This window comes from Clostridium sartagoforme, from assembly GCF_004794105.1.
Taxonomy (GTDB): Bacteria; Bacillota; Clostridia; order Clostridiales; family Clostridiaceae; genus Clostridium; species Clostridium sartagoforme_B.
This window is the reverse complement of sequence record NZ_SRYR01000001.1, coordinates 1,182,593-1,202,523: the sequence shown is the minus strand read 5'-3', so window position 1 is coordinate 1,202,523 and position 19,931 is coordinate 1,182,593. Positions and strand designations below refer to the sequence as shown.

Genomic DNA, 19,931 nt, shown 5'->3' with positions numbered 1-19,931 from the left:
ATATTATTTACTCATTAAACTCAATAGAAATAGATTATTAGCCCTGCAATATTTATGAATATATAAATTGAAAAATGGGATATAAATTATTATATAAAATATTAAGCTCAAATGTATTGAAAAATGTGTTAACACTGATTACACTTAAGAGTAGATAAAATAAAAAACGTAAGATGGGGAGTTTTTATGTATACGATTAGAAAAATAAAGAGTGAAGAAATAGAAAAAGTAATGGAGTTATGGAAGACAAGTACAATTAAAGCACATAGCTTTATTGAAAAGGAATATTGGGAAAATAATTATGAGGTTGTAAAAAATATTTATATACCTATGTCAGAAACCTTTGTATATGATGATGGAGAAGAAATAAGAGGATTTATAAGCATTATAAATAAAGAGTTTATAGGGGCTTTATTTATAGATATTGACTACCAAGGATTAGGAATCGGAAGTAAATTAATTGATTATGTAGATAATAAATATAACAAACTAGAATTAGCAGTATATAAAGAGAATGAAAGTGCTGTTAAGTTTTATAAGAAGAAAGGTTTTAAAATAATTGAAGAACAAAAGAATGAAGACTCAGGATTATATGAATATATAATGGAAAAGTAGAGTGATCTTATCCCTTATTATATTGTATTTATGATTTGTGTTAGTTGATATTATTAAAATAATTTAATTTCATTATTTTAATGGTACAATTATATAAAGGGGTGAGAGGATTGGAAAAGTCAATAATGATTATAGGCGTCCACCATATAGATAATCCCAATAATGGGGACTTATTTTCTTATAAAAATGAGGATGTGTCATCTGAAAAAATCCAAGGAGAAATTAATGAACTAATAGAGGCTTTGAAAAAATTTAATCCTACCAAAATAGCCATAGAGATTGAAAAAGAATTAGATGAAGATATTAAGAATGATTATGTTAATTTTCTAAATGGATCATTTAAGCTTGGAAACAATGAGAAACATCAAATAGGTTTTAAGTTAGCAAGGGAGCTTGGATTAGAAAAATTACATTGTGTTAATTGGAATAAAGCTCAAAATGATGTTCCAAATATCTCACAATGGGTAAGTGAACATTATTGCCCAAGTTGGGATAAGTTAAAAGCTGAAATGGAAAAAGAAATTTTAGAACGCCAAGAATACTTGAATACACATACCATAAAAGAATTTATTATTAAATTAAATGAAAAGAAGAGCACTTTAAAAGATCATCAATTTTATAATAAACTTGCTTTAATCAGTAACGGAGATAATCCAATAGGTGCTCAATGGGTAGCTAAATATTGGTATTATAGAAATATGATTATTTATAAAAATATTATGGAGATATTAGAATATGATGAAGAGCGAATATTATTAATAATTGGTGGAGCACATGTCCATCTAATAACACAATTTTTTAGTGAAAATAGTGATTGTCAAGTTGTTGATGCTATACCTTATTTATCAAATTAATAATATAATAATTAAATTTAATGAATAAATAGATATGAGTAATAATATTTTATTTAGATAAATATATAAAACAAACTGATAAATTGGAAATATTATATTAATTATTTACAAATAAATCTAAAAGTGATAAAATTAATACAAATAAGCTTCAATATTATAGTAAATAAACATAATATTGATAGTATAATATTATTAAACAGTGATAGGGACGAGTATTATAGAGTACAGTTTTAAGAGAGAAAGTGTCATCGGCTGTAAGCACTTTTAAATATGACTATAAGAAAACTACCCTGGAGTTATGGCTTAGTATCAATAAAATGAGAAATGCCATCGGTGAAGATCGATAATACTTATAGAGATGAATTGAATTATTAATTCAATTTGGGTGGAACCACGTATATAACATTCGTCCCAAGATTATGGGATGGGTGTTTTTTTATTTTCAATTAAATCTATAAAAGGAGGTAGAATGTAATGATTAACGTAAAATTAAAAGATGGATCAATAAGAGAAGTCAAAGAAGAATCAAATATTTTAGAATTAGCTAGTTTAATAAGCAAGAAGTTAGCAAAAGTTGCTGTAGCAGGTGAAGTAAATGGAACCTTAGTTGATTTAAGCTATAAGCTTAAAGATGAAGATGAGGTAAATATACTAACTTGCGACGATGAAGTAGGAATTGAGGTTATGAGACATACTACCTCACATGTGATGGCACAAGCAGTTAAAAGAATTTACAAAGATGCAAAAGTAACTATTGGTCCATCAATAGAAAATGGATTTTACTATGACTTTGATATAGAAAATCCATTAAATAATGAAGATTTAGCTAAAATTGAAGAAGAAATGAACAATATAATTAAAGAAGATTTAAATATAGAAAGAATAGAGTTATCTAGAGAAGAAGCTATAAAGCTAATGGAAGATAGAGATGAACCATATAAAGTTCAGATAATAAAAGAACTTCCAGAGAGAGTAACAATATCTCTTTATAAACAAGGTGAATTTATTGATCTTTGTAGAGGACCTCATTTATATTCAACTAAATCAATTAAGGCTTTTAAATTGACAAGTGTTGCAGGTGCTTATTGGAAGGGTAATGAAAAAAATAAGATGTTACAAAGAATTTATGGCGTAGCATTTTCTAATAAAGAGCTTTTAAAAACTTATTTAAACAATATAGAAGAAGCGAAGAAAAGGGATCATAGAAAGTTAGGAAAAGAATTGAAGCTATTTACTTTTGCAGAAGAAGGGCCAGGTTTCCCGTTCTTTTTACCTAAGGGTGTAGTTCTTAAAAATAACCTAATAAATTATTGGAGAGAACTTCATGACAAGGCTGGATATGTTGAAGTAGAAACACCTATAATGTTAAATAAAAAGTTATGGGAAACTTCAGGTCATTGGTATCATTATAAAGAAAATATGTATACTTCAATGATAGATGATGAAGAATTTGCATTAAAGCCAATGAATTGTCCAGGAGGAATGCTTGTATATAAATCTGAGTCTCATTCCTATAGAGATTTTCCAATGAGAGTTGGGGAACTTGGAAGAGTTCATAGACATGAATTATCAGGGGCTTTACATGGTCTTATGAGGGTAAGAGCATTCACTCAAGATGATGCACATATATTTATGTTACCAGAACAAATTAAATCAGAGATAAAAGGTGTTGTATCTTTAATTAATGAAGTATATTCAAAGTTTGGATTTAAATATGGAGTTGAATTATCTACAAGGCCTGAAGACTCAATGGGAAGTGATGAAGATTGGAATATGGCAGAGGAGTCTTTAAAAGATGCACTAAATGAAATGAACCTACCTTATAAAATAAATGAAGGGGATGGAGCGTTTTATGGACCTAAGATCGATTTTCACCTTGAAGATAGTCTAGGTAGAACATGGCAGTGTGGAACTATTCAATTGGATTTCCAATTACCACAAAGGTTTGAATTAGACTATATTGGCAGTGACGGGGAAAAGCATAGACCAATAGTTATTCATAGAGTTATTTTTGGAAGTATTGAAAGATTTATTGGTATATTAATTGAACACTTTGCAGGGAAGTTCCCAACATGGCTTGCTCCAGTACAAGTTAAAGTATTACCTATTTCTGATAAGTTTATAGACTACTCAAATGAAGTTAAGAAGAAGTTATTATCTAATGGAATAAGGGTTGAAATGGATTTAAGAGGTGAAAAAATAGGATATAAAATAAGGGAAGCTAGAAATGAAAGAGTTCCTTATATAATTGTTATAGGTGAAAAGGAAGAAAAGGATCAAATCATTTCTTTAAGAAGTAGAGTAAATGGTGATGAAGGAAATGTTTCTTTAGAGAGCTTTATTAATAAAATAAATGAAGAGATAAAAAATAAAAATATATAGATTAATTATATAATTATATAATTAGTAAGTTAACTATATAGTTTTAACTATTAATAGAATAATATTTTTTATAATGAAGAGAAGGGTAGTAGAGATTTTACGACCCTTTCTTTTAATATCAATATAGAAGATAAATATAAAATATAAATATAAATATAAATATAAATATAAATGAGTTAAGAGAGATATATTAGTAAATGGCTTTAAACTAACTTTTATTTAATTTCAAAAGAAAGAAAGCATTAGGAAGTGATTATTAAATAATAAAGATTATTAGTTGACAAAAGATGCTATTTAAGTTAATATATAAATATAACAAAGAAACTTAAAAGAAATTTGAATATATATAAGATATAGGAGAGATTAATTATGAAAAAATTATTTAAATGCACAATATGTGGATATGTACATGAAGGAGTTGAAGCTCCAGAAGTTTGTCCTAAGTGTAACTTAGGAAAAGAAAAATTTGTTGAATTAAGTAGTGAAGATGCAGAAAAGATTTATGCTTCTGATAGAACTAATAGCATTCATGCTGAAATGATTATATTAGCAGATAAGATTGCTAAGCTTGCAAAAGAAGGTATTGAAATCAACCTAGATCCTAAGTGTGTAAATGGATTTGAAAAGGCTAAGAACGAAGCTTGGGTTATCAAACAAAGATGTAAAGCTGAATTAGCTGGACACATTGCTAACGGTAAGTGGTAAAATAAATATAAGGCTATATATTGTCAAACCACAATATATAGCCTTTTTTGTATAGAAAGTAATAGTTCATATGCCATGCTGAGATAAATATAATTTGGAGGAAAGAACTTTTATAGCTTATACACCTACCTTAGTAGTTGAACGTCTTATCTGTTTATATAGAAATCTCTTATTTTCTCTTAGAAAGATAATTAAAATAAATTTTTATGTATAAATTAATTAAATTTAAAAAATATATTGTCAGAATAGATATCATATGATATTATGTAAACATAAACATATAGAATATCGTTAGATTGTTACTGGTTAAGCAGGCAAAACTTTAACTTTTAGTATATAGACTTTAAATGTATATATATACTAATATTAGTTATTGTTTTGTTTGCTTATTTTTTTGTAAAGGAGGTCATTAAAATTAGAATAGAAAAAATCTTAAATAATAATGTCGTTACATCTATAAATGATAATGATGAAGAAATCATTGTTATGGGAAGAGGAATTGCCTTCAGAAAGAAAGTGAAAGATATAATTGTAGAAAAAAATATAGAGAAGATATTCACTCTATCTAATCCTAACATGAATAATAAATTTATAGAGCTGATAAGTAGCATACCACTAGAATATACTGTAATTTCTGAAGAAATAATAAGATATGCAAAAGAAAAGACAGGTAAAAAGTTTAATGAAAGTATATATATATCTTTAACAGATCATATATACAACGCTATTGATAGACATAAGCAAGGTATTAGAGTTACTAACGGTCTGAGCTGGGAAACTAAAAGATTATATTCGGAAGAATATGAAGTAGGTATAGAAGCTTTAGAAATTATAAAAAAGGAATTTGATATTACTTTAAGTGAAGATGAAGCTGCTTTTATAGCATTACACTTTGTAAATGCTAATCTCAATGAAGAAATGCCAATATTAATGGAGATTACCAAATTAATACAGGAAATATTAAATATAGTTAAATACAATTTCAATATAGAATTTGATTTAGAATCTTTAAGCTACTATAGATTTATTACACATTTAAAGTTTTTTGCTCAAAGACTTTTTAATAATAAGATTAATGAAAAAGATGAAGAAAATGATTTATTTTATATTATTAAAGAAAAGTATAATGAATCATATAAATGTGTAATGAAAATTCAAAAGTTTATATTGGAAAGGTATAAATATGATTTGTCTAAAGAAGAAATGTTATATCTAATAATCCATATTCAAAAGTTAATAAGTAAGAATTAGGATTGTTATTAAAATATATAGATTATTTTAAGGTGGTGATATAAGGTATCAGACTATTATCTGATACAAAGCTCAGGATTGTTACTGGTAATGCAGGCAAAACCTTCGATCTATAAAAAGATATTGGAGGAATAAAAAATGAACTTTAAGGAAATAGCAAATCAGATATTAGAACACATTGGTGGAGAAAAAAATGTGGCACATGTTACACATTGTGTAACAAGACTAAGATTCAATTTAAAGGATGATTCAAAAGTATCCATTGATAAATTAAAAAAAGTTAAGGGAGTAATGGGATGCGTAAATAAGGGTGGTCAATTCCAAGTTATCATTGGAAATACTGTATCCGATGTTTACCAAGAACTTATTAAACTAGGAAATTTTAATATGTCAAAGGGAGAAGAGAAAACTGAAAAGAAAGGTATCTTAACTAATATATTTGATACAATAGCAGGTGTCTTTACTCCTATTATTCCAGCTATAGCTGGCTGTGGTATGTTAAAAGGATTTTTAGGATTATTTGCAGCATTAGGGTGGATATCTAAAGACACTCAAACATATTACATATTGAATTTTATAAGTGATGCAGCATTTTATTTTTTACCAATTTTATTAGCATATACAGCAGCTATAAAGTTTAAAACATCACAATATTTAGCAGTGGTAATCGGAGGAGTATTATTACATCCAAACTTTTCAGCTTTAGTTAGTGCAGGAGAATCAGTAAAGTTTTTTGGATTACCAGTCGCATTAGTAAAATATGGTTCCTCTGTAATACCTATAATTTTAATTGTTTGGTTAATGTCGTATGTTGAAAAATTAGTTAATAAGATAATACCAAAAGCACTTAAATTAGTATTTGTACCTCTTTTTGTTATAGTTATAACAGCGCCTATAGGATTGATAGTAATTGGACCACTAGGTGATTTACTTGGTGGGGGATTGGCAAGTGTTATAATGGCTATTGATAGTAAAGCAACATGGGCATTACCACTAATTATGGGAGGATTAAGCCCAGTAATAATTATGACAGGTATGCACTATAGCCTTTTCCCAGCAGTATTTACACAATTAGCAACATTAGGATATCAAACATTAATGCCAGGTATGTTAGTATCAAATGTTTGCCAAGGAGCAGCAGCTTTAGCTGTAAGCTTCAAAACAAAAAATACAGACTTAAAACAATTATCATCTTCAACAGGGGCAACTGCACTTTTAGGAATTACAGAACCAGCTATGTATGGTGTAAACCTTAAGCTTAAAAAACCTTTTTATGCAGTTCTTGCTGGTGGAGCAATGGGTGGATTATATGCAGGTATAACAGCTGTTAAGGGCTTTACACCAAGTGGAACTGGACTTATAGGAATTGCTGCTTATATAGGACCTGAAATATCAAATGTAATTAATATATTAATTGCTTGTGCAATAGGTTTTGTAGCAACTTTTATTATTACTTGGATGATTGGTTTTGAAGATGAAGTTGATGAAGCTAATGAGGATAGTCAAGAAAATGAAGTTAAAGAAATAAAGCCTTTAAATAATAAAATATCTATAAAAAGCCCAATAAAAGGTGAAGCAGTACCATTATCAAAAGTTGATGATATGACATTTGCAGAAGAAATAATGGGTAAGGGTATCGCTATAATACCAACAAGCAATGAAGTTGTATCTCCTATAAATGGAACAGTTTCTATGATATTTAATACTAAACATGCCATAGGACTAAAATCAGATGATGGAGTAGAAATATTAATTCATATAGGTTTAGATACAGTAAAGCTTGAAGGAGAGCATTTTAATGTCTTTGTTAAAAGTGGAGATAGAGTCAATATAGGAGATAAGTTAGTAGAATTTGATAAAGAGGCTATAAAGGATAAAGGTTATGACATTGTAACACCAATAGTTATTACAAATACTATGGATTACTTAGAAGTAATAGCCAGCGAGGTAGATTCAGTAAAACAAGGTGATGAAATAATAACAGTATTATAATTATAAGGTGGAGGAATTAGTTATGAATATTAATATAGATAAATTTCCGGATAACTTTTTATGGGGAGGAGCTGTTGCTGCTAACCAATGTGAAGGTGCATGGAATGTAGATGGAAAAGGAGTTAGCACAGCAGATGTTGCTACAGCTGGATCTTTTGGAGTTAAGAGAGAATATACATATGGAGTAGAAGAAGGAAAGTATTATCCATCTCATGAGGCAATAGATTTTTATCATAGATATAAGGAAGATATAAAAATGCTTGCAGAAATGGGATTTAAGTGTTTCCGTTTATCTATAGCATGGACAAGAATATTTCCGAATGGTGATGATGCAGAGCCAAATGAAAAAGGTTTAGAGTATTATGATAATGTATTTGATGAGTGCTTAAAATATGGAATTGAGCCAGTAGTAACTATATCTCATTATGAAATGCCATATGCATTAGTTGAAAAGTATGGTGCATGGAGAGATAGAAGATTAGTTGATTTTTATGTGAATTACTGCAATGTCATATTTAACAGATATAAAGATAAAGTAAAGTATTGGATGACTTTTAATGAGATAAATGTAATTACTATGCATCCTTTTATACCAGCAGGACTTAGAATTAATGAAGGTGAAAATAGAGAGCAAATAATATATCAATCAGCTCATCATCAATTAATAGCAAGTGCAAAAGCAGTTAAATTAGGTCATGAGATAAATCCTGATTTTAAGATTGGCTGTATGATAGTATATCCGCTGGCATATGCAGAAAGCTGTAACCCAGAAGATGTTTTACTTCAAAATGAGTTTATGAACAGACACTATTTCTTTAGTGATGTACAAGCTAAAGGTGCTTATCCTAATTTTATGAAAACTTATTTTAAAAGAGAAAACATTGAAGTTAAATTTGAGGATGGCGATGAAGAAATTCTAAAGGCTGGAAAAGTTGACTTTATAGGATTTAGTTATTACATGACTTTAGTTGTAAGCTCAAATAATGATGGAAAAACACTAACTGGTGGTAATATGACTAAAGGGATAAAGAATCCGTATTTAAAGTCATCAGATTGGGGATGGCAAATAGATCCAGTAGGATTTAGAATATCATTAAATGATTTATATAATAGATATGAAATTCCTTTATTCTGTGTAGAAAATGGTCTTGGAGCAGTTGACACTATAGAAGAAGATGGTTCAATTAATGATGACTATAGAATAGATTATTTAAGACAGCATATAGTTGAAATGAAAAAGGCTATAACAATTGATGGAGTTGAAATGATTGGATATACGCCTTGGGGATGCATAGATTTAATTAGTGCAAGTACAGGAGAAATGAAAAAACGTTATGGTTTTATCTATGTAGATAAAGATAATGAAGGTAAAGGAACTCTTGAAAGAAAGAGAAAAAAATCATTCTATTGGTATAAAAAAGTTATTGAATCTAACGGTGAAATACTATAATAGTGACTAAATGAATTAAGAAAGAGATATTTAAGTAAGCAGATTATTTGAATAATTTAAATCTTTTTAATAAATGAAGGACAGCTACAATTAAGATAGTTGTCCTTTATTATTTTACTAGGAAGTTTTAATATATATAATTTACACTTTAATAATAACATAAACATTTAAATAATTACGGACTGGTAATAAACTATGGGAATTTTCATTAGAACAGTATATTCACAAAATCCTATATAAAATGTTAAAATAGTTGAGATAGAAGTAATTTAAGTAAGGATGTGTTGAAAGAAGATGCAAAAATATGATCAGGATAATCCGAAACTTATTAATTCTATGGTATGTACTATAGATATATTAGGATTTTCACAAATGATAGTAGACTCTTGTAAAGAGGGATATGGCAACAAGCTACTTAATGAGATTAGTTATCTTATAAATAAGAATAAGCAGTGTATTATACCCAATAAATATAGTCAAGGGAAGATAAAGATATATACTGATAATATGATTGTTGGATACCCTATAAAAGATGATGGTGAAGAAGAATTGAATGAAATATTGGATAATGTATCAGAATATCAATTTAACCTAGCCCTAGAGGGACTCTTTGTTAGAGGTGGAGTAAGTGTAGGGGAATTTTATATAAATGAAGATATTGTTTTTGGACCAGCTCTTTTGGATGCTCATGATACTGAGAGTAATTTAGCTTGCTATCCAAGAATTGTATTAGATAATAAGACAGTAAGTAGATTACAAAAGTATATAAATAATTATGATATTGCCCCACAACACAAGAAAATACTTATTGATAATGACGGTCAATGGTTTTTAAACTATTTAAATACGATATTTAAATATTATACGAAATGTAATAATGAATATGAGTTTGAAAAAATACAAATTGATTTACTTTTTAGACATAAAGATAAAGTCGAAGAGATGTTAGTTATAAATAAGGAAAATACAAGGGTATGGGACAAGTATGTATGGATAGCTAACTACCATAATTATTTCTGTGATGTATATTTTCCAAAAGAAAAGCAGTTAAAAATATCAAGAAAAAATTTACTTTCATGGCCTAGAGAAATTTCAAAGAATGATTTTTAAAATAAAAATTAACCCATATTAATTATTTGTAATACGGGTTAATTTTAAGTAGATAATTATATCCAATTAATATTAGCTTCTTTTCTAGGAGCAGTTCTTTGGTACTTAACATCAGGATAACCAACAACTAAGCAAGAGATTATTTGTTTGCTATCTTTTATTTGAAGTAAATCTAAGATTTCTTTATTATCCTGAGCTGCAATTAATAAAAATCCACTGAAGAAAGTACCAAGCCTTAAGGAATCAATTATAAGTTCCATATTTGAAGAAGCTAACCCACCATTTATTGGAGTTTGAGAAGTAACAAATATAGCTAATGGAGCATTAAAAAATAACCTATCATTCTTTGATGGGTCTTTTTTATACCAACTCTTAATTATTAATTTCAGCTTTTCTTTCTTGTAAAGAAATCACTTTAGTAGGACAATCTTTAATACATTGCTCACAAGCTATACATTTAATCTTATCTACTTTAAACATTTAGAGTCACTCCTTAATAATATAGTTATTTATTCCAAGAAATAATATAAGTAAGATCTTTATTGGGTTTCTGTTTTTGAGAGTCAAGTGATTTAAATTCACCATTAATTTTATTTTCAATTGCTACTAAATGAAAATGACAAAGGGCTATTCCAATATCAATTTTAGTTAAACCTTTAGTAGAAGTAATATAAAAGTGTAAGTTATTATCTTCTTTTAATACTCTCCATGGTTGCTTATTCATTGCTGATGGAGCTAATCGTAGCATTTCAAGTGGCTCTAAGTACTCATCCGAATCATTTGGATTAAGAGAAGTATCAAAGTTCCCATTAAAGAACAACTCAGAATATGATTTACGTTTATTAGTATGACTACCGAATAAAGTTGCTATAACAGATTTTTTACCGCCCTCATAACCAATAGGGGAGACTATAGGTAAGATTTCATTTTCTTTTAGGTTAATAGCTTTTGCAAACTCACCTTTATTGAAAGTTCCACCAAGCCATACAGTGCCTAAACCTAAAGAAGTACAATATAAAATGACTTTTTCTAAAGAATAGCCTAATGCAATTAAAGATAAATCGTCATTATCACAAGCTGATACTAAAAAATAATTTGCACCTTTAATAACTCCGTAGGTTCCAAGTTTTATATCTTTATTAACTGAATTCTTTTTTATTAATTTTATCTTTATTTCCTTATTAAAAGGATTTGATAAGTTTTTAATATAATTTTCTATTTTTTTTATTATATCTTCAGATAAAGGAGTATCAGTATAATTTCTAACTGAGTGCCTAGCTTTTATAGATTCTTTTATTGATAGATTTAATACATTATTCAGAACTAACACCTCCAATGGTTTTGCTTTACATTTATATAAATAAAATTTATAATTTCTAAATATAAGTTTTATTATTAAATGTAACTATGATAGTATATCACTATATTAAAGAATATGTCTAATTCAAATTAATTATAAATATATAACTAAAAGTTATTGATTATATCGTATTTTAGATAGAAGAATTATAAAAAGGAGATAAAATGAACTTACAACATTTAGAATATTTTAAAGTAATAGCTGAAACTAAAAATTTTACAACAGCTTCAAATATATTATCTGTAACTCAACCAGCTTTAAGCAAAGCTATTTCAAAATTAGAGGAAGAATTGGAAGTTTCACTTTTTGAAAGAGAAGGAAGAAATATAAAAATAACTAAATTTGGAGAAGTATTTTTAAAATATGCTGATTCAGCATTAATTGAAATAAAAAGAGGAAAAGAAAAAATTCAAAATATGAAGGAAAATAATGATAATGTTATTTCTATTGCATCCACTAATTGTATAGGAACAACATTTATCCCTTTTATACTAAGTAGTTTCTTTAATGATAATTTGCAAGCAAGATTTAATATTAACAATCAAACTACAGAAGAAATATTAAAGGATTTAAAACATGGGAGAATTGATTTTGGATTTTTTGATAATATAAATATTCTTGAAGATTATCCTAAAATAGAGTTTACTCTAATAAAGCAAATAGAGTATGTATTAATAGTGCCTAAAAATCATCCTTTAGCAAATGAAGAAGAAATTTACCTAAAGGATTTAAAGGATGAGTACTTTATAACATATAAAGATAATTCTTGTGATCAAAAGGCATCATACTCAAAGTTAATGGGTTATACACCTAAGGTAATTGCTGAACCTAATGAGGGAATTTTACTTTCGAAGTTAGTTGAAGCTGGAGCGGGAATTTCGATAGTTTTAAATATACCTACAATTAATACTAATAAGATTTCTATACTTAAGATTAAAGATAACATAGGATTTAAGAATATTTATATGGGATGGAATAAGAGTGAATATACTTCTGAAATTAAAAAGAAATTTAAAGATTATGTTAAAAATTCAAATAAATAATTAAAGTGAAAATTTATATAAAGGCATATTAATTTTTAAAACATGAATTAAAAAAGAGGTAAATATGACGCAAATAGGTGCTACATTAAAAAATAGAAAAAAGGATAGAATAAAAATCAGCAATTTAGATGATTTTAAGAATGCTCTTAGATGTGAGGGATATATAATAAATGATTTTAGAGAAGAAGACTTTAAGGAAGAATTAAAAAAAATTTTCAGACTAAATAATACTGTAGCTGAAAGGTTATATACTTCAATTAAAGATAATGAAGTTAGATATAAAGTAAATGATATAAATGATTTTATTGATTATATAGAAAAGATTATATTATTTGAAAATGAGCATAAGAAACTTTGCAGAATAATAGGGGAAGTAAAGAAATTAAGTATAGATAGAATTGAATATGAAAGAGAGACAAGTATACAAGATAATATTGAAGATATATTAAAGGATATTGAAGAAATAAAGAGACGTATATCTAGAAAGATTTATAAAGATGAGAAAGAAAAAATAGAGAATTTAGAAAAAGAAATAGATAAGGATTATATTTATGGTAAAGATATTGAATTATTAAAAAAAATGCTTCTTTATAAAAAAGATGCACTAATGGAGAAATATAATGTAGATACTAAAGTGAAATCAATATCTATTGAAATACCAGAAAAAATTGATTGCCAATATATAAAAGCTAAGAAGGGTTCTGTAGAGTACCATGAATATTTAACTAATAATATACCAAGAATGCAGCGGTTAATAAAGAATTTAAGTAAATATATGAAAGTTTCTGAAAAAGAAGAGGGAACATTTAAAATAAATCAAAGCAATGCATTACAAGATTCCATAAATATAGCAGTAGCAATATTTGATAATAAGGAGTTTAAAGCAATAAGCGGAAGTAATGATATAGAAAATTATTGTATTGCTCCAACTCTAGAAAAAACAGTATTTAAGAGCATTAAAGTTAATAAATTAGGTAAATTAGGGATAGGCTATAATAGAGTTTATGATAGTGAGAAAAAGATATTTGAAGAAATTCATAAGCAAATAGAAGAAAAAGCTTTGAAAGACAAGGGAGATCTTATTTTATATAGTAAATGGGAACCGTGTCCAAGCTGCTATTATGTAATTAGTCAATTTTGTAATATGCACCCTAATATAAAGGTACAGATAAATTACATAAAAAAATATGGGGAGAAATAGAAGGGAGCTACTTATAATATATAAATGGTAGAATAAGATGAGTTTTTACTATTTTAAAAAAGTGGTAAAATAAGATTATTAAATAAACCAATTGACACATAGAATCATAAGATATATAATTAAACAAATTAAAAGCTATGAAGAGAAGAGTAATTATGAATGAGTATACAGAGAGTTTCCGTTTGGTGAAAGGAAATTATGAAGTCATAATGAAACAAGCCTCGGAGCTTCATACGGATCTTATAATAATATTATAAGTGATGATATGACGTTAGTTCACGTTACAGAACTAGAGTATGATTTGCCTAATTTATGGTGATGGTGTACTTGAAGAGCCTAGAATGGTGACATTTTAGGGAAAAAGGGTGGTATCGTGAAATGTAATTTCGCCCCTGTAGAATAGATTTCTACAGGGGCTTTTTTGTTTTTAAAATTATTATAAAGGAGTAGTAATGATGATAAGCAAGAGATTAGAAAAAAATGAAAGACCAATATTTCCAAAGAAAGCTGTAATTACAGCTGGAATGCCTTATGGGAATAAAAATCTTCACTTTGGACATATTGGAGGAATGTTTATTCATGCCGATATATTTGCAAGATTTTTAAGGGATAGAATAGGAAAAGAAAATGTAATATTCGTATCGGGAACAGATTGTTATGGTTCACCTATACTTGAGAGTTATAGGAAGCTTAAGAATGAAGGTTATAATAAAACTATAGAAGATTATGTTAAGGATAATCATTTAGCCCAAAAGAAAACTTTAGAAGATTATAAGATTAGTTTAGATATTTTTGGAGCTTCAGCTTTTGGTAGGACAGGAGAAGTCCATAATGAAGTTTCAAAAGAAATATTTAACGCTTTATATGAAAATGGATATATAAAAAAGATGTCAGCTTTGCAATTTTATGATGAGGATAAGAAGACATTTTTAAATGGAAGGCAAGTAGTTGGAAGGTGTCCAATTTCAGGCTGTAACTCAGATAAGGCATATGGAGAAGAATGTGCATTAGGGCATCAATATATGGCATCAGAATTAATTAATCCTATTAGTACTTTATCAGGTAAGAAACCTGTGTTAAAAAGTATAGAAAATTGGTATTTTACTTTAGATGAATCAATGGATATTATGAAGGAACTTAATGAGTTTTTAAAGAAAAATACTAACAGAAGAAAATATGAAATTAAAGCTATAGATGAATTTTTAAAGAAGCCATTAATATATGTACCAAGAAAATATATTAATGATTTAAAGGAATTAGAAGCTAAACTTCCAAAGCATGAAACTATTAATGAAGAAAATAAAGCTTCAATTACATTCATTTTTGATAAATTAGAAGATAGAGATAAGGCAAAAGAAGCTTTAGATAACTTAAATATCTACTATACTAGTGGCAAGACATTAGTTCCCTTTAGACTATCAGGAAATATCACATGGGGAGTAAAAGTACCAGATAAAGAAGATTTGAAGGATTTAACTTTTTGGGTATGGCCAGAATCTTTATGGGCTCCAATTTCTTTTACAAAGGCATACTTAGAATCAATAGGAGAAAATCCTGATAAATATAAATGTTACTGGGAAAATGATGATTCCATGGTGTATCAATTTATAGGAGAGGATAATATTTATTTTTATTCAATTGCAGAAATGGCTATCTTTATCGGTCTTAAGAAGGCTAAGGGAGAAGAAATAAATATTAATGATATAAAACTTCCTCATATAGTTCCTAATAAGCACATTTTATTTATGGATAAAAAAGCAAGTAGTAGCTCTGATGTAAAGCCTCCAATGGCAGACGAATTATTAAGTTTTTATACTTGTGATCAATTACGTATGCATTTTATGAGTTTAGGACTATCATCAAAAAGTGTTGGATTTAAACCACAAGTTTATATGAAAGAAGAGGAAAAAGTAGGAGTAGATCCTGTTTTAAAGGAAGGAAACCTATTAACTAACGTATTTAATAGACTTATTCGATCATGTTTTTATACGTTACAAAGCTTAAATGAGGATATTCCAAAAGAAGAGGTTAGTGAAAAGATTAAGACTTTAACAGAAAAAGCAGTGCTCGAATATGAAAAGCATATGTATAATCAAGATTTCCATAGAATAGCCTATGTTTTAGATGAGTATATTAGAGAAATCAATAAGCATTGGTCAAATAACATTAAAAAGGAAGAGCTTAAAAGTAAAGTTCTTGCAGATTGCTTCTATGCATGTAAAGTTATAGCAGTGTTAATACATCCGATAGCCCCTGAAGGCTGTGAGATGTTTAAGGAGTATTTAAATATTGATGATAAGCTTTGGGATTGGAATAAAATTTTTGATCCTATTCATTCTTATTTTGAAGATGGAGATAATCATAGATTTAAATTTCTTGAACCAAAGGTAGATTTCTTTAAGAAGATGGACCATCAATATTAATATAGTCAAGATATAATAGAATAAGTAAAGTAAAGCTGTATAACCATATGTTATATAGCTTTTTTATATTACTCTATTACTACTTTAGGAAAAAGATAATTTAAGAGGATCTATTTAAAAAATTATTTTATAGATAGAATAAATAATTATTGTGTTGTATAATTGATTTGTTATATAACTAATTAGTATTTAAACATAAGGAGATATGAGATGAACATAGTTATAGTTGGTGCAGGAAAGGTCGGATATACTTTAGCTCAGTACCTGTCCATCGATGGAGATAATATTACCATGATTGATAAGAAAGACTTGGCCTTAGAACATGTAAATAACAATCTGGATGTAATGTGTGTTAAAGGTAATGCCACAAGTTTAAAAGTTCTTGAAGAAGCTGGTGTAAGGGAGGCAGACTTATTAATATCTGTTACAGATAGTGATGAATTAAATATGCTTTGCTCTCTTGCAGCCAAAAAATTAGGTGCAAAATATACAGTGGCAAGAGTAAGAAATCCAAGTTATGACGAAGAAATAACTCTTTTAACTGAAGCCGTTGGTATAGATTTAGTTATAAATCCAGAAAAGGCTGCAGCAATAGAGATAGCTAAATTAATTAAGTACCCATCAGTATGTAATATAGATAATTTTTCTGATGGAAAGGTAAATTTAGTTGGATTTAAGGTTAAAGATACAGCACTTGAAGGAAAGAGAATAAGTGATATTGCATTTATTAGGGGTAATGTACTTTTTTGTGGTGTAGAAAGAAACGACGAGTTTATCTTGCCGAAGGGAGACTATGTTTTTAATAGTGAAGATAGAGTATATGTAATAGGTGAACATAAAGATATTCAAAATCTATTTAACAAGCTTGGAAAGTATAAGAAAAAAGTTAAGAGAGCTATGATAGTTGGTGGAGGTAAGATTGCATATTATCTTGCTAAAATAATCAATGAAGTAGGAGTTAGCTGTAAAATAATAGAGAAAGATTTAACTGTATGTGAGGAACTTAATGAACTTTTACCAAACTCAATAGTAATAAATGGGGATGGTATGGATGAGGAACTTTTATTATCTGAAAGTTTATTAGAAGTTGATAGTTTTATTACATTAACAGGAAGAGATGAAGATAATATAATAGCTTCTATCTTAGCATATAATAAATCTGTAAGTAATGTAATTACTAAAATTACAAGAGATAATTATAGAGATATAGGAAAAGCTGTTGGTATAAATACCATGGTAAATCCAAAGCTTGTTACTGCCTATAAAATATTGAAATATGTAAGATCTTTAAAGAATAAGAAAAAGAGCTTTATAGAAAATATATATAGAATTTGTAATGATAAAGCTGAAGCAGTAGAATTTATAGTAGGTAGTGATACTACTAATATAAATGAGAAGTTTAAGAATATAGAATTTAATGAAAATGCATTAGTAGCTACAATTGTTAGAAATAATAAGATTATTATTCCAACAGGTGATGACTACTTAAAGGTAAATGATAGAGTAATTATTGTATCTAAAGATATGAAGATAGTACAAATTGATGACATATTTCGTAGGTGGTAGAAAAAATGAATTATAAAATGGTGTTAAGATTTATTGGAAATGTATTATTATATGAATTATTACTTATGATAATCCCATTTGGTGTAGCTTTATTTTATGGTGATGGAGATGCTAATTCTTTTCTATACACTATAATTTTAATGTTACCTCTAGCATTGGGATTACGTAGCATTAAAGTAAAAGATAATGAAATGTATGCAAAAGAAGGATTCTTTACTGTAGGATTATCTTGGATTGTAATAGCAGTTTTTGGAGCACTTCCTTTTGTAATAAGTGGAGCAATACCATCTTTTATAGATTCATTTTTTGAAACTGTATCAGGATTTACAACAACAGGTGCCACAATACTTTCTGAAATAGAATCCCTACCTAGAGGAATATTATTTTGGAGAAGTTTCACTCACTGGATAGGAGGAATGGGATTCTTAATATTTATATTAGCATTAGCACCCTCTTTAGGAGCTAATACAATATACTTATTAAGAGCAGAAAGTCCAGGACCTAACCCAGGTAAAATTGTTCCAAAGTTAAGTCAAACGGCAAAGATACTATATATAATATACTTTTTATTAACTATAGTAGAAACTGTTTTATTAATGTTTGCAGGACTTTCATTTTATGATGCAATAATACATGCACTAGGAACTGCAGGAACAGGTGGGTTCTCTAATATGAATTCAAGTGTTGCTGCTTTTAATAATCCGGCAAGTGAGTGGATTATTACAATATTTATGATGCTTTTTGGAGTTAATTTTGCTTTATTCTTCCAAATAATTAGAGGAAGTATTAAGAGTTTCTTTAAGAGTGAGGAATTAAGGTATTATTTATTGATGATAGGTGTATCTATAGTATTTATTACTATAAATATATTAAGCATTAATGGTGGAAGAATAGAGGAGTCAATTAGGCAGTCTTCCTTCCAAGTTGTATCAATAATAACTACTACAGGGTATGCAACAGTAGACTTTAATCTATGGCCAACCTTAAGTAAAGTTATAATATTAATTCTTATGATATCAGGAGCTATGGCTGGATCTACTGGTGGAGGAATAAAGACTACTAGAATAGTAGTAATGTTAAAAGCTATAAGACGTGGAATAGATAGGATACTTCATCCAAAGAGAATACAAAGTGTGAAGATGGATGGTAAGGTAGTAGATGAAGAGATAATTTCAGGTGTGTTCTTATTCTTAGGTGCATATTTTGTAATAACCCTTATAGGAATTGTAATAGTTTCTTTAGATGGATTTGATTTAATTACTACATCAACTGCTGTGTTAACTTCAATAAGTAATGTAGGACCAGGTTTTGAGATGGTTGGACCTACAGGGAACTTTTCAGCATTTTCACCTATAAGTAAGATAGTATTATCATTTTGTATGCTTGCTGGTAGGTTAGAAATTTACCCAATGCTTATTATGTTTAGCAAATCTATTTGGAAGAAAACTTATTAAAATATTTGATGAATTAATATATAGATGTATATTAAGGAGGTCTAATTAGTATAAAACTCATTAGACTTCCTTCTTTTTTTAGTAATCATTAATTGAATAGTCAGTGTAATTGTAGTACTACAAGGAAATGGATGTGAGGGACTTTATCATTTAGAATAGTATAAATTTATTTGTTTTTTGCAAATAAATTTAAAGATTAACTAAAGTTTAATGTAGAGCTAGAGTATTAAGTTAACATTTATTTTAAAATATTAATAAAAATTATAATAATTATTAAAAAAATGTTGAAATATAAGTAAAAAGATGGTATTATCCTAATGTAATAAATTAATAGGCAAATCAAGGGAAATCTTGAGACGCAAAGCTATAGGGACTAAGGTTTTAACTAAGTCAGCCAGTTGCCAAAGAGTACATTATACTTTTTGTTTTAAAAATTAATTAGTATTTATGGTTTATTTGTCATGTAAAATATTAATTAATAGGTATAATACAAGCTACTCCTTGGAGTAGCTTTTTTTTAATGTG

The 19,931-nt window shown here is 27.8% G+C and carries 15 protein-coding genes, 1 pseudogene, 1 riboswitch and 2 other annotated features; of the genes and pseudogenes, 13 read left to right on the top strand and 3 right to left on the bottom strand.

The genetic code is table 11. The features are described 5' to 3' along the window. Positions 1 to 186: 186 nt before the first annotated feature. The 8 genes from E5347_RS05320 to E5347_RS05285 all read left to right on the top strand — a co-directional run bounded on the left by E5347_RS05320 (position 187) and on the right by E5347_RS05285 (position 10,359). Positions 187 to 615 carry an N-acetyltransferase gene (locus tag E5347_RS05320; RefSeq protein ID WP_136005293.1) on the top strand — a complete coding sequence of 143 codons (429 nt, stop codon included), beginning with the start codon at positions 187 to 189 and terminating at the stop codon, positions 613 to 615. Between the two features lie 110 nt (positions 616 to 725). After that, complete coding sequence (locus E5347_RS05315) at positions 726 to 1,469, top strand: DUF5694 domain-containing protein (RefSeq protein WP_136005291.1); 744 nt, start codon at positions 726 to 728, stop codon at positions 1,467 to 1,469. 190 nt (positions 1,470 to 1,659) lie between these two features. Then, positions 1,660 to 1,886: a binding site (T-box leader), on the top strand. 57 nt (positions 1,887 to 1,943) lie between these two features. Beyond that, a complete protein-coding gene (gene thrS, locus E5347_RS05310) occupies positions 1,944 to 3,851 on the top strand; it encodes a threonine--tRNA ligase (RefSeq protein ID WP_136005289.1) in 1,908 nt (635 codons plus the stop codon). A 369-nt stretch (positions 3,852 to 4,220) separates the two neighbouring features. Then, complete coding sequence (locus tag E5347_RS05305) at positions 4,221 to 4,556, top strand: rubredoxin-like domain-containing protein (RefSeq protein WP_136005287.1); 336 nt, start codon at positions 4,221 to 4,223, stop codon at positions 4,554 to 4,556. Positions 4,557 to 4,934: 378 nt separating this feature from the next. Further along, a complete protein-coding gene (licT, locus tag E5347_RS05300) occupies positions 4,935 to 5,807 on the top strand; it encodes a BglG family transcription antiterminator LicT (protein ID WP_341472503.1) in 873 nt (290 codons plus the stop codon). Between the two features lie 138 nt (positions 5,808 to 5,945). After that, positions 5,946 to 7,799, top strand: a complete 1,854-nt coding sequence (locus tag E5347_RS05295) for a beta-glucoside-specific PTS transporter subunit IIABC (RefSeq protein ID WP_136005285.1) — start codon at positions 5,946 to 5,948, stop codon at positions 7,797 to 7,799. Positions 7,800 to 7,821: 22 nt separating this feature from the next. Then, entirely contained in the window at positions 7,822 to 9,249 is a 1,428-nt protein-coding gene (locus tag E5347_RS05290; RefSeq protein WP_136005283.1) for a 6-phospho-beta-glucosidase, read from the top strand. Positions 9,250 to 9,543: 294 nt separating this feature from the next. Then, positions 9,544 to 10,359 carry a hypothetical protein gene (locus E5347_RS05285; protein ID WP_136005282.1) on the top strand — a complete coding sequence of 272 codons (816 nt, stop codon included), beginning with the start codon at positions 9,544 to 9,546 and terminating at the stop codon, positions 10,357 to 10,359. 56 nt (positions 10,360 to 10,415) lie between these two features. Here the strand turns inward: E5347_RS05285 and E5347_RS05280 are convergent. From E5347_RS05280 to E5347_RS05270, 3 genes and pseudogenes are all read right to left on the bottom strand, one after another. Then, a pseudogene (locus E5347_RS05280) lies at positions 10,416 to 10,724 on the bottom strand (nitroreductase family protein); the annotation flags it as partial. Between the two features lie 7 nt (positions 10,725 to 10,731). After that, the gene (locus tag E5347_RS05275; protein WP_136005280.1) at positions 10,732 to 10,839 is read right to left on the bottom strand and encodes a 4Fe-4S binding protein; all 108 of its coding nucleotides are present in this window, start codon (positions 10,837 to 10,839) and stop codon (positions 10,732 to 10,734) included. Positions 10,840 to 10,864: 25 nt separating this feature from the next. After that, entirely contained in the window at positions 10,865 to 11,689 is an 825-nt protein-coding gene (locus tag E5347_RS05270) for a nitroreductase family protein (RefSeq protein ID WP_243109725.1), read from the bottom strand. A gap of 194 nt (positions 11,690 to 11,883) precedes the next feature. Here E5347_RS05270 and E5347_RS05265 point away from each other — a divergent pair, with 194 nt between their 5' ends. From E5347_RS05265 to E5347_RS05245, 5 genes are all read left to right on the top strand, one after another. Continuing rightward, positions 11,884 to 12,762 carry a LysR substrate-binding domain-containing protein gene (locus tag E5347_RS05265; RefSeq protein ID WP_136005279.1) on the top strand — a complete coding sequence of 293 codons (879 nt, stop codon included), beginning with the start codon at positions 11,884 to 11,886 and terminating at the stop codon, positions 12,760 to 12,762. A 64-nt stretch (positions 12,763 to 12,826) separates the two neighbouring features. Then, entirely contained in the window at positions 12,827 to 13,963 is a 1,137-nt protein-coding gene (locus E5347_RS05260) for a deaminase domain-containing protein (protein WP_136005277.1), read from the top strand. Between the two features lie 128 nt (positions 13,964 to 14,091). Next, positions 14,092 to 14,360: a binding site (T-box leader), on the top strand. Positions 14,361 to 14,418: 58 nt separating this feature from the next. Then, the gene (locus E5347_RS05255) at positions 14,419 to 16,386 is read left to right on the top strand and encodes a class I tRNA ligase family protein (protein WP_136005862.1); all 1,968 of its coding nucleotides are present in this window, start codon (positions 14,419 to 14,421) and stop codon (positions 16,384 to 16,386) included. Positions 16,387 to 16,596: 210 nt separating this feature from the next. Further along, the gene (gene trkA, locus E5347_RS05250; protein ID WP_136005276.1) at positions 16,597 to 17,952 is read left to right on the top strand and encodes a Trk system potassium transporter TrkA; all 1,356 of its coding nucleotides are present in this window, start codon (positions 16,597 to 16,599) and stop codon (positions 17,950 to 17,952) included. A gap of 5 nt (positions 17,953 to 17,957) precedes the next feature. Further along, on the top strand, positions 17,958 to 19,406 hold the full coding sequence (locus tag E5347_RS05245) for a TrkH family potassium uptake protein (protein WP_136005274.1): 1,449 nt from the start codon (positions 17,958 to 17,960) through the stop codon (positions 19,404 to 19,406). A 323-nt stretch (positions 19,407 to 19,729) separates the two neighbouring features. Continuing rightward, positions 19,730 to 19,812: riboswitch (cyclic di-GMP riboswitch) on the top strand. Positions 19,813 to 19,931 lie beyond the last annotated feature (119 nt).